The sequence below is a fragment of the Streptomyces sp. H39-S7 genome, from assembly GCF_027158205.1.
Lineage (GTDB): Bacteria > Actinomycetota > Actinomycetes > Streptomycetales > Streptomycetaceae > Actinacidiphila.
Genome location: NZ_JAPVLU010000052.1, coordinates 1 through 14,761, shown reverse-complemented (window position 1 = coordinate 14,761; position 14,761 = coordinate 1). Strand labels below are relative to the sequence as shown.

The following is a 14,761-nucleotide window of genomic DNA, read 5'->3' as shown; positions in this document are numbered from 1 at the left end:
CTGCTTGTCAGTGGCAATCGCCATCATGGGGATATGACCAATCCGATCTCGACCACTGGCAATATCTGGCGGCTTCACCACGGCGACCAGGAGATGGCCCGGCTGACAGTAACCGGCGCCGATTGGCCCTGGATCCACGCCGACGTCGAGGCACTTCCCAGCTTTGAACAGTTCCGTCCCCTCTTCACTGAGCAGGAGCGCGCTGTCGACACAGAGGACTGGGAGCAGGCCGACACCTGCTACACCCGGATCCGCAGTGCACTCACCATGACGTTTCCCGACGCAAGCCCCGTCGCTGAGTTCATGCTGCACATCCATGACGACGGCACCGCAGGCTGGCGCTGGCACCGCGAACCGTTCGACGCGGCGAATCCGTGACGCGCCGGCTTCGCAACTCCAGGGACGAGGCGGGGGTCCGGTTCTACTGGTCGTGGTTCAACCGGTCACGCCGCCGGTCAACGACACCGCCACTGCAGGATCACTGAACGTGACAGCAGGTCGGAGCAGCGCTTCATGGGGTCGGCGGGGATGTTGTTATCGTCCGAGGTGCCTTGTACGCAGAGCTGAGGAGATCAGCGCGTGTCCGCTGTGGACTTTTACGCCCATGTCGCTACGCGCTGCGACGTGCTCGGGGCGGGAGTCGGTGCGCATCCGGGCAGTTGGGAAACCGCGGTGGGCACGGAATTCCTGGACGTTCCCGGCGGCGGCCTTCTGCGACGGGACTACGGGCTTGTGGAAATCAACTTCTCCCCGGACCAGCAGGGACGGATGTCCTGCTTCGGCTTCGGCATCAAAGTACAGCGGTTGCTGTACGACCAGTCGCCGAGTACGGTGCCGTCCCCGCTCTCTCGGAGGTACGGGCACTTCGTGCCCAGGGCCCCGTTCGAGGATTTGCGGTCCGCCGTCCTGGCGCTGGGTCACACGGTCGAACTCGACGACACATCACGTGACATGCACCGCTACCGCGTGTCCGAATCGGGTGCCCGCATCCACGTCATCGCCGATCCCGACCCGTACGGGTCAGGCGACCATGATCCGGACGGTCATCAGGTGGGCGACATCTGGTCCATTGACGTGTGGTGACCCAACCGCTGAGTGCACTCGACGAGCCTGCGACTCCCTGCCGATACGAGGACTCGTCGCGTGAGCGAATTTGCCCCTCGTTGATATTGATCTACTCAAAGCTTGCTTGGTTTCGACAGCCACCGCACAGTCCGTGCTCCCATATCCGGCCACACCGAGCAGTGCCCGAGCATCGCGGCCTGGCCTTCCATGGCACCTCGTGCACTGAGGCCCGGATCGGTGATGATGCGCAGGCTCCTGCACCACCGGTGATTACACCGATGCCGCCACGCCGTCGGCGCCCCACGGTGGGGGGCGACAACGAACACGGCGTCCTCCGGAAGAGCCTCGGTCCTGCCGGGCGGCGGCGCCCCCCCACAACGTGAGGATCCCTCCGTGCACCGTTACGCTTTGTCCCGCCCCGTTGTCGGAGCCGCACTGGCTGCTGTGCTGGCTGCCGGCAGTCTCCTGGGCACCGGCCTCGCCCCTCACGCCCACGCAGCTCCCGACAATCCCTACCAGCGCGGTCCCGCACCTACCGTCGCCAGCATCGAGGCCGCACGCGGCTCCTACGCCGTCTCGCAGAGCACGGTCGCCCGCTCGAGCGTGACCGGCTTCGGCGGCGGCACCATCTACTACCCGACCTCGACCGCCGACGGCACCTTCGCCGCGATCGCCATCGCTCCCGGGTTCACGGCGTACCAGTCGAGCCTCTCCTGGCTGGGTCCGCGGCTCGCCTCCCAGGGCTTCGTCGTCTTCACCATCGACACCCTGACCACTCTCGATCAGCCCGACAGCCGGGGGCGGCAACTCCTGGCTTCACTGAACTACTTGACGCGCACCAGTTCGGTGCGCAGCCGGATCGACACCGCCCGGCTCGGAGTAATGGGCCACTCGATGGGCGGTGGCGGCACTCTGGAAGCCGCCAAGGCCCGCACCTCGCTGAAGGCGGCGATCCCGCTGACCGGCTGGAACCTCGATACGACCTGGCCCGAAGTGCGGACACCGACGTTGATCGTCGGCGCGGACAACGACACCGTCGCCCCCGTCGGCACCCACTCCCAGCCGTTCTACCAGTCGTTGCCCAGCACCTTGGACAAGGCGTACCTGGAGCTGAACAACGCCGACCACCTCGCACCGAACACGCCCAACACCACGATCGCGAAGTACAGCATTTCCTGGCTGAAGCGGTTCCTCGACAACGACACCCGCTTCGAGCAGTTCCTGTGCCCGCTGCCGGCGCCGAGTTCGACCATCGATGAGTACCGGGGCAACTGCCCGCACACGTCCTGAGACCCGTCGTCCCCCGCTGCCGTACCTCCGAGGGCGTCGTCGCGCTCCGGTGGGACCTCGCCGCCGCCCGGGCGGCGGCGAGGTCCCACCGGCGGGCTACCGTCGACGGGTCATCGCTGATGGATCAGTTGACTCGGCCGTCCACGTGGATGTGCTGGAGCGGGTAGAAGCTGCCCGGAGGCCACCGACAGCCCCGCATAACTCAGCGGGTGTCCGCGCTGGGGGCCGTAACCGGCCCGTCCCAGTGCCCTCACGAGGTCGACGTCGGTGAGCGGGCTCTGTGGGGCCCGGGTGGCGTTCAGAGTTTGCAGGAGAGCCGCTGCATATCCTGCGGCGTTGGCTTGAAGAGCGATTTGTAGTCCCCGGTGGAGGTGTCGGCTCCCGAGTACTTCTGGACAGCGAGGGGGAAGTTGTTTCTGAAGGCCTGGGTCCACTGGTTGTCGAGGAAGGCGGTCAGCAGTTGGTTGAGCCTGGTGCAGGCGGCGTGATGGCCGCCGGTGAGGCCGATGCCGGTGTACTGCAGTTCGCCGAAGACGCCGGGGAGCGCAACCTGGTATTTGGTGGGGTTGGAGTTCACGTAACCGTAGAGGATGAGTGAGTCGCTGAAAACGGCGTCCGTGTCGCCGCGCGCCAGGAGGTTCAGGCAGTCCTGCGTGGTTTGGACCTGGGTGGCCATGTTCGCGCCGGGGATCGGCGTCTTGGAGCCGGTCGATCCCGCTACGGTACAGACGCTCTTGTCCTTCAGGGCGGCCTTGTGCGTGAACCGGTTGTCGTTCGCACGGACCAGGAGCGCCTGGGGGGAGACCATGTACGGTCCGGCGAAGTCGATGCCCAACTTGTTGCGCTCGGGTGTGATCGAATATGTGGCGATGACGAGTTTGAGGCTGCCGTCGAGTAGTCCGCTCTCCCGATTCGCGTAGTCGATGATCGTCGATACCGTCTTGGCGTTCAACCCGGTGCCGATGGATTTCATGACGTCGATGTCGAAGCCGGACTGGTTGATGGTGCCGGTGTCGAAGCCGGGTGCGTCGTTCACCGTGCCGACGACGATGGGACTGCTCAGCGGGCCGTTGTGTTCCGGTGCGTCGGGCACGGAGCAGTTGGTCACCAGCGCGAGAGTGAGCAGTCCAGCGAGCGTGATTGCAGTGTGGCGCGCCTGGCGCACGATGGTTCCCCCGCCTTTGTGGATGCACTGGATGGGTGTTGCAGCGTGTGCTAATTGGTGAGCGTGACCTTGGACAGGCTGAGGTTGACCGCGCAGTTGGGATCCCGGGGGTTTTCGACGCGCACGATGAGGGTGATCTGGCGCTGACCGGGCAGCAGCGGAATCCTGGCAGGCTCGCCCGGCGTCGTGGTGACGGGGGCAGTCGGGCCGGCCGCCGAGGCATTGAGCAGCGACAATCCGGTTTGTGGGCTGCAGAAGCCCTGCGTGCCGTCGGTGTCCTCGACCTCGATGGTGACGGCGATGTTCTTCCGGGGCACCGTGATGGGACTGTGGAACGTGGCAGAACCGCCGTGCAGCACACCCCTGTTGCCGGAGAGGGTCGCCTCGGCGGTCACGTTCCTGTCGGCGTTCGCCTGGTCGTAGGCCCATAGGGGCCACAGCACGGACACCAGCACGTCCACGCACAGGATCGCGAGGACCGCCCAGGTGACGGTTTGCCGGGGAATCGAGGGCAGGCGCAGCGGGGCGAACAGGCCGAGGACCGCCACGACGATAGCGACCAGGCCGCCGACGCCGGCGACGACGCGGGACAGGCCGTCGGTTGTGACCGCTACGGCGACCAGCAGGGCCACTGTCCAGATCGCGGTGACCACGCAGGTCGGTAGAAGCCAGCCGGGCGGGTCCGGAACAGTGGGGTCGGGGTCAGGGGCAGGATCAGGGTCGGCGGGGTCCGGAGTCGGGTCGGGACCGGTGGGATCAGGGGGCGTCGCCCCGTCGTCCGGGTCGTCGCCTGGTAAAGCTGGTTCGGCCATGGCAGTGCGTCCCCCGGTGAAGTGGCCGACACTATGTCAGCTGCAGCGGACCTCAACCCTGGCACCCTGTACTACTCGCCCGCAGGGATTGATCGGGTTGTTGTCTCCAGGGTCCATGTTTGAGCGAATCAGCCCTGTGCGTGCTGCCCGCCATCAGGGCGGGCCGCACCGAGCCGGCCTTCGGCTGTCAGCTGAGCGCCTTCAACGACGCCGCGTCGTACGCCCCCAGCTCTCCGAAGCGACCGTCCAGCACCTTCGCCGCCCATTCCGGGTCCTGGAGCAGTGCGCGGCCGATGGCGACCATGTCGAACTCCTCGGACTCCATGCGGTCCAGGAGGTCGTCGATGCTCTTGACGGCCGCGCCCTCACCCTTGAAGGCCTTCTGGAAGTCGCCGTCCAGGCCGACCGAGCCGACCGAGATGGTGGGCTTGCCGGTGAGCTTTTTCGTCCAGCCGGCCAGGTTCAGGTCGGCGCCGTCGAACTCCGGAAGCCAGTAGCGGCGGGTGGAGGCGTGGAAGGCGTCCACACCGGCCTCGGCCAGCGGGGTCAGGATCGCTTCCAGCCCCGCCGGGGTCTCGGCGAGGCGGGCTCGGTAGTCCTGCTGCTTCCACTGCGAGTACCGGAAGAGTATGGGGAAGGAGGGGGAGACGGTGGCGCGAACGGCGGCCACGATCTCGGCCGCGAACCTCGTGCGGGCCACCGGGTCGCCGCCGTACGCGTCGGTGCGTCGGTTGGTGCCCGCCCACAGGAACTGGTCGATCAGATAGCCGTGCGCGCCGTGCAGCTCGACCCCGTCGAAACCGAGGCGCTCGGCGTCGGCGGCGGCCGTCGCGAACGCCTCGACGACGTCGTCCAGGTCCTGCTGCGTCATCGCCTTACCGGTGACCTCGGCGCCTTCCGTGCCGATGCCCGACGGCCCCACCGCCGGGGCGTCCGGGTACGGCTGATCCCCCGCGTTGCGCACCATGCCGATGTGCCACAGCTGCGGCACGATCTTGCCGCCCGCAGCGTGCACCGCGTCGGCGACCTTCGCCCAGCCCGCCAGTTCCGCCTCGCCATGGAACCGCGGAACGCGGTCGCTCTGCCCGGCCGACTCATGACCGACGTAGGTGCCCTCGGTGACAACGAGGCCGACGCCTGCCGCGGCGCGACGGGCATAGTACGAGGCCACGTCCTCGCCGGGAACCCCGCCTGGGGAGAACATCCTGGTCATGGGAGCCATCGCGATCCGGTTCCGGACGGTCAGACCGTTGAGCGAGACCGGCCGGGACAGGATCCGGGCCGCGCGGTCGGCAGAGGCGGAGAGGGTCATACGGGCTCCTTGCGGGACGGGAAACAGCAAAAGCAATGAGAAAAGGTACGTAACGGTGGGTAGGTGAGTCCATCGACGTCCCCCATGGCAACCGGTCCGCCCGCCGCGGGATTCCGCCACCCGTCCATACGTCGTTGTGACCTTTGATACAGCCAGGTGAAGGGGTGTGGGCGGCAGGATTCCCGGACTGTTCCCAGCCCTGCTGCCCCAGGCGCGGGCCCTCAGTTGCCTCACGCCGAATGGCGACCTGGGGGCGACGACGCGATCCAGCTCCACGCCAGAACGTCCACACGCCGCGCGTGCGTGGTCCGCCCCTCGCCGTACGACCGTTTGGTGGAACCTGAACGGAGCGGCTCGTGCGGCTCACAGCTCGACCATGCCCATGGGACGGCGCATCGCCTACGATCGAAAGTGGTTGCGGCAGAACGGAGAACTGGTGGAAGCGTCCGGTTCCGATGCGGTGTTCGCAGGCTCGATTCCCGAGCTCTACGACGACTACCTCGTGCCACTGATCTTTCAGCCGTACGCCGAGGACCTCGCTCGCCGCGTCGCGGATCGTCACCCGGGCCAGGTTCTGGAGGTCGCCGCCGGCACGGGCGTCGTCACGCGGGCGGTGGCACGAGCGCTGCCCGGGGCGGTGGATCTGGTGGCCACCGATCTGAACCAGGCGATGCTCGATCATGCCGAGGCCGTCGGCGCCACGCGACCGGTGCGGTGGCAGCAGGCCGACGCCATGCGGCTGCCCTTCGCGGCCGCGAGCTTCGATGTGGTCTTCTGCCAGTTCGGCGTGATGTTCTTCCCGGACAAGGTCCGCGCCTTCGCCGAGGCCCGACGCGTATTGCGTCCCGGCGGGACCCTGCTGTTCAACGTGTGGGACCGCATCGAGGAGAACGAGTTCGCCGACATCGTCACCACCACGCTCGCCGGCGTGTACCGGGACGACCCTCCCCGCTTCCTGGCACGCACACCCCACGGACACTCCGATCTGACCGCCATCGCGGACGACCTGGCGAGCGCGGGCTTCGCCGCCGCACCGCGCTACGAGACGCTCGCCGCGCGCAGCCGCGCGGCGTCGGCGCACGTGCCGGCGATCGCGTACTGCCAGGGATCACCGCTGCGCACCGAGATCGAGGAGCGCACGGGTGCAGATCTTGCCGAGGCGACCGCGGCGTGTGCCGCGGCGATCGCGAAGCGATGCGGCTCGGGCCCGGTGGACGGCAAAATCCAGGCGCACATCGTCAGCATCGAGAACGTATAAGGCCTCTGGCTGCCTGGTCACCGGACGTTGGTCCGGAATCGGAGGTTCCGGGGCAACACGCCACATCCCGTTCGGGTGTCGGCAGTTGACCCATCGATCACCCTTGCATTGCGTGCAGGCGTCCTGAAAGCCTTCGCTCGATTCTGCTGTCGCAGCAGCAACAGCAGTAACAACGGAGGCCTTACGCATGTCCCTACGCACGTCCCCGCGCCCGTCCCGGATCCGAATGCGGCGGGCCTGGCTGACGGCCGGCACCGCACTCACGCTGGCACTCACCGGCCTGTCGGCCCCGGCCGACGCCGAGGAGGCCCCCGCGCCGCTGCCCGCATCACAGCAGCAGGATCCACAGGCAGCGTTGAGCGAGACGGCACCCATAGGCACCAGTGCGTGGACCAGCCCCGGCGGCAAGGCTGACCCCGCTGACTTCACCTTGCAGGCCGGCGCGTTGAACGGGACGACCGCCGACCGCGTCGCCCGCCTCGACGGAGTACTGCCCACGTCGGGCGTATCGAAGCTCCTTGCGAGTGCGAACCGGACCGTCAACACCACGTCCTGTAGCCGCGACCCGTTCGGCACGGCGCCCGCTCCAGCGCTCAAGTGGTGCCTGGAGAAGGACGACTCGACCTCGCGTGAGTGGATCCCGCAGGCCATGACCGGTGTTTCGGACGCCGCGGACAGTGAGCAGTACGGCGCCGACAACGACACGAACATCCAGCTCTACGCGTCCTACGACAACTGGGACCCGGGCCGCGACAGCAACGACAACGAGGTCGGCGACTGCAGCCCCGACGAGTTGCAGGCGAACGACGCTTGCAACCAGAAGGGCGTGCGGATCTCCTTCGTGCAGCGCCACCCCGACGGCACCGTGAAGTACCGGCATGTGCTGCTGGGCTGGGCCTACACGAACAACTCCGAGCACATCTCCTTCGATGGAGTGCACTCCGACGAGGGATCGACGGTTCCGAACCCGGACAAGGACATGCAGAACGGCCTGCACGCAGGCGGCATGGTCTGGTACGGCCACTATCTCTACGTCGCCGACACCCGCAACGGCATCCGGATCTTCGACATGGAGAAGATCATGGACCTGGATCCCAACGGGGACGGCAAGGCCGGTGACGCGATGGGCGCGGACACCGATGGGGTCAAGACCACGGCCGACGTCGAGGACAAGACCAAGGTCGGCCGCCAGAACAACGTCTGGTACAGCTTCGGCTACCGCTATGTGATGCCGCAGGTCGCGGCCTGGAAGTTCAAGGCCACGCAGTCCAATCCCTCGGGCTCCTTCAAGTGCGTCAGCACAGGCGCCCCGAAGGCGTCCTACCTGTCGCTCGACCGCAGCATGACGCCGGACCGGCTGATCATGGGTGAGTACTGCCGCCCGGAGAGCGGCTACCCCTCGCCCGGCCGGATCGCCTCGTTCCCCGTCAAGGACCTGGAGAAGCGTTCCGGCGAGGTGGCGGCCGAAGGCTGGGCCAACTACCTGCCGATGAGCAACGGCGGCGCGCAAGGTGCCCTGGCCCTGGGCGAGAACCTGTATGTCAACCAGAGCGCCGGTCACACCGACCCGGGCAACCTCTGGCGTTACCGGTGGAGCAACGGTGTGCTGGTGTCCAACGGCAGCGTGATCAAGACCGCCACGGGTGCCGAAGACCTCTACTACGAACGCGGCGCGCAACGTCTGTGGTCGGTCTCCGAGCACTACGGGCCGGCGGTGAACGCCGAGGCCCTCGAAGACGGCAAGTCGGCGCCCTGCCTGGGCCTCGTGTGCGAGCGCGTTCTCTACGCCCACAGCAGGGCCCAGCTCGACGCCCCGTAGTCCGCTCCGACCCATCACCGACATCGGCTCCCGCCGCGCTGATCACGCGTGGCGGGAGCCGATGTCGACGACTCGGGGCCACCTGTTCGCCCGTGGGGCGGCGGGTCAGCGGTAGTCCTCGGGGTGGCCCTGCATCCAAGTGTTGATCTTTCCGCGGGTGGCGAGAAGAAGGGTCTGATGCCGCTTCAGGTTGGCGAAGGAGCGGTCCGGCCCGACTGTGTCCCAGAGCCGGCTGGTCCAGGCGAGGGGATCCGCGAAGTGGCCGGGGCCCTGGGGGTCGGCCTTCATGGCCGCTTCCAGGCCGGTGAGTTCGTCGTTCACACGGCCCAGGAAGTACGCGCAGTTCCCGGGAGTGCAGCTGTCGTTGAGAGTGGCCTGGAGCCCCGCGAAGGCGTCGCGGACCATTTCGACCTGGGATGGTGGTGAGGTGGTGCCGGGACCAGCCGTCTCCTGAGCCGGTGAGTTCGTGGCTGTCGGGGTCGTCGGAACGCCGGCTGCGGTGCTGGCCGCTATGGGAGTGGCGGGTTTGTCCGAGTCGGAGGAGCAGGCGGCCAGGGCAAGCACACTGAGGAGCAGCATCGCCGCCGAGGCGGAGGCGCGTCGGCGCTGGTAAAAGGTCATGATGGCGTCCGTTCATGAGCGGTTCGACGATTGGTGAGAAGGAGAGATCGGACGGTCGACCACGGCGGCTGATGTTCTCCGGCGTCGTCGCGGTCATCCGGGTCAGGCCGCCCGTGGGGCCTCTCGCACGTGCAGATGTCCGTCGGCCGGAAACGGCGGCTGAGCGGGCAGCACCCTGTCGAGGCGGTAACCGCTCTTGCCGGCCACCCGGCAGGACGCGACGTTGTCCACCTGGTGGAGCAGTTCCAGCCGCTTCAGACCGTCGGCTGCAAAGGTGGCGAAGGCCCATGTAGTGAGCGCTTCCAGGGCACGGGATGCGACGCCTCGGCCGCGAGCGGACTCCACGGTCCAGTAGCCGACCTCGGCGGCCGGCTTGCCGGCCCCGGCCCCCTTGAGTACGACGTTGGCCACCAGCCGGTCCTCAGCGGTGCGCGGCGACGACTCCAGCACGGCGAAGCCGCGCCGCTCCCCGGTCTCCCAGCCGCGGTCCTGCGTCCGCAGCCACTGGGCGGCATCCGCAGGGCTGTTCAGGGGCGACAGCGTCCATCGGCGCAGCACGGGGTCCTGATGCGCCTCGTACACCGCAGTGACATCTCCGTCGTTCCAAGGACGCAGGAGCAAGCCGGGCGCGGATGCGGTGGCAGGCACGCGCAGAGCAGTCACAGAAAATCCCCCCGAACGAAACGATCACTCATTGGACCACGGCAGCGGCGAGGGTGAGGGCCGAGGCCGCCAAGAGGCCCTCCGGCGATTGGACGGTCCGGGCCCTGTCCTCCCGCCAGGAGCCGAGGACGGGTTCGGCATCAGAGGCGGTGCACGGTGTGGAGTTTCCTGGCGTAGGTGCCGGCGCCGTCGAGGAGCGAAGCGCCGCCCAGGTCTGACATGGTCGGTCCGTTGCCGGTCTTGCGGCTGGACAGAAAGCGGCGCTTGCCGGCGGTGTCCACACCGAGGTAGATGCCCACGTGGTCGACGGTGACGGTCTCGGTGTCGTCGCCGGAGTCGGCGTTGAACAGGAGCAGGTCACCCGGCTGGAGCTGCTGGGCGGCAGGCGGTTTGATCCCGTCCGTCTGGGCGATCCGTGCGCCGGGGGCGTAGTCCACCATGTGGCGGGACTTGCGCGGTAGGAGGGTCCTGGAGGTGTCCTCGCCGGCGGCCAAGGGGACGCCCATGTGGTAGCCGTAGACCATGCGGGTGTAGCCCGAGCAGTCGAGGTTGCCGACCTGCTTGCTGGAGGGACCTGTGTAGGTGCCGTCCGGGAACGTCCAGCCGAGGTTCATGTACTCGTGGAAGTCGGCGCCCTCGTAGCGGTATCCCTGCGGATCCAAGTAGCCGTATCCGGCCTTACCCATGATGTGCTTTCCCATTGCCGGGGTGGCAGCAGTGATGACTGCGGGTGCTCCCGCCAGGAACGCGGCCGCGTGCGTGAGGACGTCGGGACTCGGGGAGCCGGCCCAACCGCGGATGACCTGTTCCACCGCCGGGGTCCAGGTGCTGTCGAAGGGGTCGGACAGGACCCGTACCCACGTGGTGTGGGTGACGGCCGGCGGCTGCCAGGTCGCGGCGTCCACCTGGAAGCGGCTGACCACCAGTTTGACCGGCAGGTTCGTGCAGCCCTGGTTGGCCAGCGCCCGCAGGCCGACGCGCCCCTTGTCGAACGTGGAGTCGGTGACGTCCACAGCCCAGGCGGTCGGCTCGGCCGAGTCGGTGCGCCAGGCCTTGACCTGGATCCGTGCGGTCTCGCGGCGCACGCGGATCGTCCAGTTCGTACCCGCCGCGACACCGGTGGCGAGCGTGGTCGACGTGCTCAGTTGAGTGACGGTGTCGGCAACTTCCTTCTCCGCGCGCAGCTCGACCGCGCCGGTGGTCAGGAAGGACAGCCGGGCGCGGTAGTTGTTGTGCGTGTCCTGGTGGCCGAAGGACAGGGCGAACGAACAGGCCTGGCCGGTGGGCACCTTGTCGAACTTCGCCACCGCACGGACGTCGACATCGGTGATCTCGTCGTCGCGAAGGGTGGCGTGGCGGCTTGCGTAGTCGGTGGTCAGCGCGATGACCGCACTGCCCGGAACCACCGAGAAGTCGGTGTCGGCCGGTCCGAGCGTGGACCAGCTGCCACCGCCGGGGGAGGTGCCCCAGTACTTCCGGTCCGTAACCGGCAGCGTCTGGTCCGGAAGCGTGCGCTGGAAGTCGTCGATGAAGGGCTGCTTGTTCTCCGTGAAGGTGCGCTCCGGGCCCGTCAGGGCCACAGTGCGCGCGCCTTTGGTCAGGGTGGCCACGTGCCGGGAGCCGGAGGTGACTTCGAGGCGTTCCGGTGCGCCCGGCAGCACGCTTGTGGTGAAGGAGCCCAGTGCGACCTGCGTGAAATAGGTCGGGTCCAGCGCGCCGATCGTGACGGAGGACCGGGGCGAAGTGAGTGATGCGGGGGATGTCGGGGATGCGGTTACGGTGCCGGCCGAGAGGGAGGTCGGACGGGCAGAGGCGGCCCGGGCCATGGTTCTGGGCGAGGCGTTGGCACTCAAGGTGCCGAGTGGAACAGAAACAGCCGCAGTGGCGAGAACAGTAAGGACATTGCGTCGAGAAGTGTTTGACATGCACCAATAGTCCGCTCCTCGCACGCTCCAGTGGACACCGCCCCCGCACCTGTTTGCGGCGGCTCCACGATGGGGCCTTCAGGTCGGGCAGGACGACCGGTGCCTCGGCCGGGCGGTGGGGGCAGGGTGAGGCCGCGCTGGACCTGGTGGGTGAATGTCGTCGCCGAGGACCAGTTCGTTCTGGCAAGCCCGTCCACCGATGGGTGCCGCACGCAACGCGGTACACAGCGCGGTGCGACGAGGAAGACGCGCAGCCTGCGGTGCAGGCGAGGTAGCTCCGCCCTGGGGGCACAGCGCGCCTTACGTGCTTGCCCCGACCGGGCATCACGTCGTTCCACAGCAACGCGTTCTCGAAGGGCTCGAACCCGTCCACACCGGACCCGTTGCGCTCCGTCCTCGTGGACTTTCAGGACGAGCGTTGCACCGAGGAGACCACCCGCGGAGCCGCTTCCACGGTCAGCGCGCAGCCGACGATACTCAGCCCTGCATCCCGACATCACCCGCTGCCAAAACCTGGCCCCTGCGTATGACATCGGCTCGCCCTCACCGCAGGTTTATCCGGTACCAAGTGGCATCGCCCGGATGACACGATAGGTCCTTCCCACAGGCGGCAGAGGAGGCGATCATGACGAGGAGCGAGGCGATCCGCCGGTTGAGGATGCTCGCCAAGGAGCGCGCGTTCGGCTGCAAGATGGGACGCCAGGTCGGATCCGACCGGCTCATCCAGGCTGGTCTCGATGCTCTCCTTGCCGACATTGACTCCCCTTCGCTTCCCCTCCTCGCCGGCCTGGGACGGAGCGAGGAGCCCGAAGCACCCGAGCTGTTCGACCGGGTGTTGGACGAACTCGGACTCGCCTTCCGGTTGCCTGTTGATCCCGACGACGCCCGGTGGGCGCTCGCCCGCTGGTGGGCCGCGCTCATCGCCGACGGGGACATCGATCCGGCTACCGGTGCCGACATGATCTGGGTCGAAGCAGCGATGGAACTCGATTACCCCGAAACGCTGCAACCCATCGTCGAATGGGCCATCATCCTGACCGACTGGAACGAGGACTGGGACATCACTCTCGACGAGATCAGGCGCAACATTCTCACAGCCGCGCACGATCTCCTGACGCGCCTTCCGCAGCCACCGGCCGGGACCTGATCTCTGTCCGCGCGTCCTGTTCCGGAGGGCATGGGGTATCAGGCCCGTGGTCCGGCCCACACCGGATCTGATTGGCCGCCACTTCAGTGCACGGATCTACCTGGCCGAGATGCGGGAGGAGGCTGGCGGGCGATCAGACGCCGAGAGCGTCGTTGACGGCGGTGAGCAACCGGTGCTCATTCGCTGCTGGTGAGCCGGGTCCGGAAACAGTGCGTCACGTACGGCATCACCATCTCATCCCTCCCTGCGAGCGCGGGGTGCTCCGCCAGCAGGCAGTGGACCTCCGCGAGGAGTGCCGACCGGTCGGAGGAGGGAAGCGTGATCACGTAGCTGCGGGAGGCGACAAGGTCGAGGAGCTCAGCGGGAGTGAGGCGGTTGCGCCAGTGCACGGTGTGGTGCTCCACGGTGCCGAACGGTGCCGTGATCGCGTCGACACCAACGCCGCTGGTGGGCGGAACGCCGTGGGGGTGCAGGAGGCGGCCCAGTTGTGCGACCCAGTCCTCGCGTTCGTCACGGGTATTCCACACCAGGCTCAACTGCCCACCCGGGGTGAGAACTCGCGCGATTTCGGGGATCGCGCGGTCAGGGTCGACCCAGTGCCATGCCTGGGCGACGACAACGACGTCTACGCTGTGGTCCGTCAAGGGGATGTCCTCGGCGGATCCGGCCAGGGCGGGAATCGAGGGCAGAGCGTGGGTGAGCTGTTCGCGCATTCCGGCGGAAGGCTCGACCGCGACGACGTCCACACTGCGCTCACTCAATTGGCGGGTCAGCTTGCCGGTCCCGGCGCCCAGGTCCAGGGCCCGGCGCGCGCCGGTAGGCACCAGCCACTCGATTGCTTGGGCTGGGTAGGACGGGCGTCCGCGTTCGTAGGCGGCGGCTGCCGCGCCGAATGAACGGGCTTGCGCTGTGCGGTCGCTCATTTCCATCCCTGATCTTGCGTGGGTATCCCCGGCTTCAGCCGGGGAGGGAAACGCATCCCGAGGCTGGAGGCGCGCAGCGCCGGAGTTCTCTGTGTCTGCGTCTTGTCGATCAGAGGGGGCGCTTCTGCCCGTCAATGTACTGGTGGATCATGGTCAGCGGTGCGCCACCGCAGGAACCCGCGAAGTAGGAGCGGGACCAGAAGACGGAGCTCATGCCGATTCGGTTGATCCGGCCGGTGTACTCGGCCCGCAGGTAGTGGGAGCTGACGCTTTTGAGACTGTTGATCAGTTTGGACAGGGCGATCTTCGGCGGGTAGTGGACCAGGAGATGCACGTGGTCGGTCTCGCCGTTGAACTTGCGTAGTTCCGTCTCGAAGCCGGCGCAGACCTCGCGCATGATCTCTTCGGAGCATTCGAGCATGGCGTCATTGAAGACGTCACGCCGATACTTTGTTACGAACACCACATGTGCGTGCAGGTGGAAGGCGACGTGGCGGCCCGTGCGAATATCGGGACATTGTTCCCAGCGTGGTGACATCTACCCAGCGTCGTAGGATCGGTTGAGCCAGACCGGAAAAGGGGGGTGGGCCGGATGATCCGGGCGTATAAGTTCTTCATGCGGCCCACTGTGGGGCAGCAGGTTGCCCTGGGCGAGATGCTCCGTGATCACTGCTCGCTCTACAACGGGGCGTTGCAGGAACGTCGTGACGCCTACCGGCACATCTCGAAGACGTCCGTGAAGTACGGGCAGCAGTCGGCGC

15 protein-coding genes are annotated in these 14,761 nt (G+C 67.3%); 7 read left to right on the top strand and 8 right to left on the bottom strand.

Annotation, left to right across the window (positions count from 1 at the left end; genetic code table 11):
* Positions 1-33 precede the first annotated feature (33 nt).
* The 3 genes from O3X23_RS35600 to bdeA all read left to right on the top strand — a co-directional run bounded on the left by O3X23_RS35600 (position 34) and on the right by bdeA (position 2,355).
* Complete coding sequence (locus O3X23_RS35600) at positions 34-378, top strand: hypothetical protein (protein ID WP_269276782.1); 345 nt, start codon at positions 34-36, stop codon at positions 376-378.
* Positions 379-579: 201 nt separating this feature from the next.
* Positions 580-1,083, top strand: a complete 504-nt coding sequence (locus O3X23_RS35595) for a hypothetical protein (RefSeq protein WP_269276780.1) — start codon at positions 580-582, stop codon at positions 1,081-1,083.
* Positions 1,084-1,473: 390 nt separating this feature from the next.
* Positions 1,474-2,355, top strand: coding sequence for a bis(hydroxyethyl) terephthalate hydrolase (bdeA, locus tag O3X23_RS35590; protein WP_269276778.1), 882 nt, complete (start codon positions 1,474-1,476; stop codon positions 2,353-2,355).
* Between the two features lie 298 nt (positions 2,356-2,653).
* Here bdeA and O3X23_RS35585 read toward each other — a convergent pair whose 3' ends face one another.
* From O3X23_RS35585 to O3X23_RS35575, 3 genes are all read right to left on the bottom strand, one after another.
* Positions 2,654-3,520, bottom strand: coding sequence for a transporter substrate-binding domain-containing protein (locus tag O3X23_RS35585; RefSeq protein WP_269276776.1), 867 nt, complete (start codon positions 3,518-3,520; stop codon positions 2,654-2,656).
* A gap of 50 nt (positions 3,521-3,570) precedes the next feature.
* Complete coding sequence (locus O3X23_RS35580; protein ID WP_269276774.1) at positions 3,571-4,152, bottom strand: hypothetical protein; 582 nt, start codon at positions 4,150-4,152, stop codon at positions 3,571-3,573.
* A 367-nt stretch (positions 4,153-4,519) separates the two neighbouring features.
* Positions 4,520-5,644: an NADH:flavin oxidoreductase gene (locus O3X23_RS35575; RefSeq protein ID WP_269276772.1), complete on the bottom strand. Its 1,125-nt coding sequence runs from the start codon at positions 5,642-5,644 to the stop codon at positions 4,520-4,522.
* Positions 5,645-6,026: 382 nt separating this feature from the next.
* Between O3X23_RS35575 and O3X23_RS35570 the strand changes: the two genes are divergently transcribed.
* Entirely contained in the window at positions 6,027-6,902 is an 876-nt protein-coding gene (locus O3X23_RS35570; protein WP_269276770.1) for a class I SAM-dependent methyltransferase, read from the top strand.
* A gap of 187 nt (positions 6,903-7,089) precedes the next feature.
* Positions 7,090-8,721, top strand: a complete 1,632-nt coding sequence (locus tag O3X23_RS35565) for a hypothetical protein (protein WP_269276768.1) — start codon at positions 7,090-7,092, stop codon at positions 8,719-8,721.
* 105 nt (positions 8,722-8,826) lie between these two features.
* Here O3X23_RS35565 and O3X23_RS35560 read toward each other — a convergent pair whose 3' ends face one another.
* From O3X23_RS35560 to O3X23_RS35550, 3 genes are all read right to left on the bottom strand, one after another.
* Complete coding sequence (locus O3X23_RS35560) at positions 8,827-9,342, bottom strand: hypothetical protein (RefSeq protein ID WP_269276766.1); 516 nt, start codon at positions 9,340-9,342, stop codon at positions 8,827-8,829.
* Between the two features lie 102 nt (positions 9,343-9,444).
* Positions 9,445-9,990, bottom strand: a complete 546-nt coding sequence (locus tag O3X23_RS35555) for a GNAT family N-acetyltransferase (RefSeq protein ID WP_331283987.1) — start codon at positions 9,988-9,990, stop codon at positions 9,445-9,447.
* A 155-nt stretch (positions 9,991-10,145) separates the two neighbouring features.
* Complete coding sequence (locus O3X23_RS35550) at positions 10,146-11,858, bottom strand: NlpC/P60 family protein (protein ID WP_269276762.1); 1,713 nt, start codon at positions 11,856-11,858, stop codon at positions 10,146-10,148.
* A gap of 697 nt (positions 11,859-12,555) precedes the next feature.
* On the opposite strand from O3X23_RS35550, the gene O3X23_RS35545 reads away from it, so the two are divergent.
* On the top strand, positions 12,556-13,077 hold the full coding sequence (locus O3X23_RS35545) for a hypothetical protein (RefSeq protein ID WP_269276760.1): 522 nt from the start codon (positions 12,556-12,558) through the stop codon (positions 13,075-13,077).
* Between the two features lie 176 nt (positions 13,078-13,253).
* Here O3X23_RS35545 and O3X23_RS35540 read toward each other — a convergent pair whose 3' ends face one another.
* Both O3X23_RS35540 and tnpA read right to left on the bottom strand, forming a co-directional pair.
* A complete protein-coding gene (locus O3X23_RS35540) occupies positions 13,254-14,000 on the bottom strand; it encodes a class I SAM-dependent methyltransferase (RefSeq protein ID WP_269276758.1) in 747 nt (248 codons plus the stop codon).
* A 109-nt stretch (positions 14,001-14,109) separates the two neighbouring features.
* On the bottom strand, positions 14,110-14,538 hold the full coding sequence (gene tnpA, locus O3X23_RS35535) for an IS200/IS605 family transposase (RefSeq protein WP_269276756.1): 429 nt from the start codon (positions 14,536-14,538) through the stop codon (positions 14,110-14,112).
* Between the two features lie 54 nt (positions 14,539-14,592).
* Here tnpA and O3X23_RS35530 point away from each other — a divergent pair.
* The coding region (locus O3X23_RS35530; RefSeq protein ID WP_269276855.1) for a helix-turn-helix domain-containing protein at positions 14,593-14,761 on the top strand (169 nt) is incomplete at its 3' end.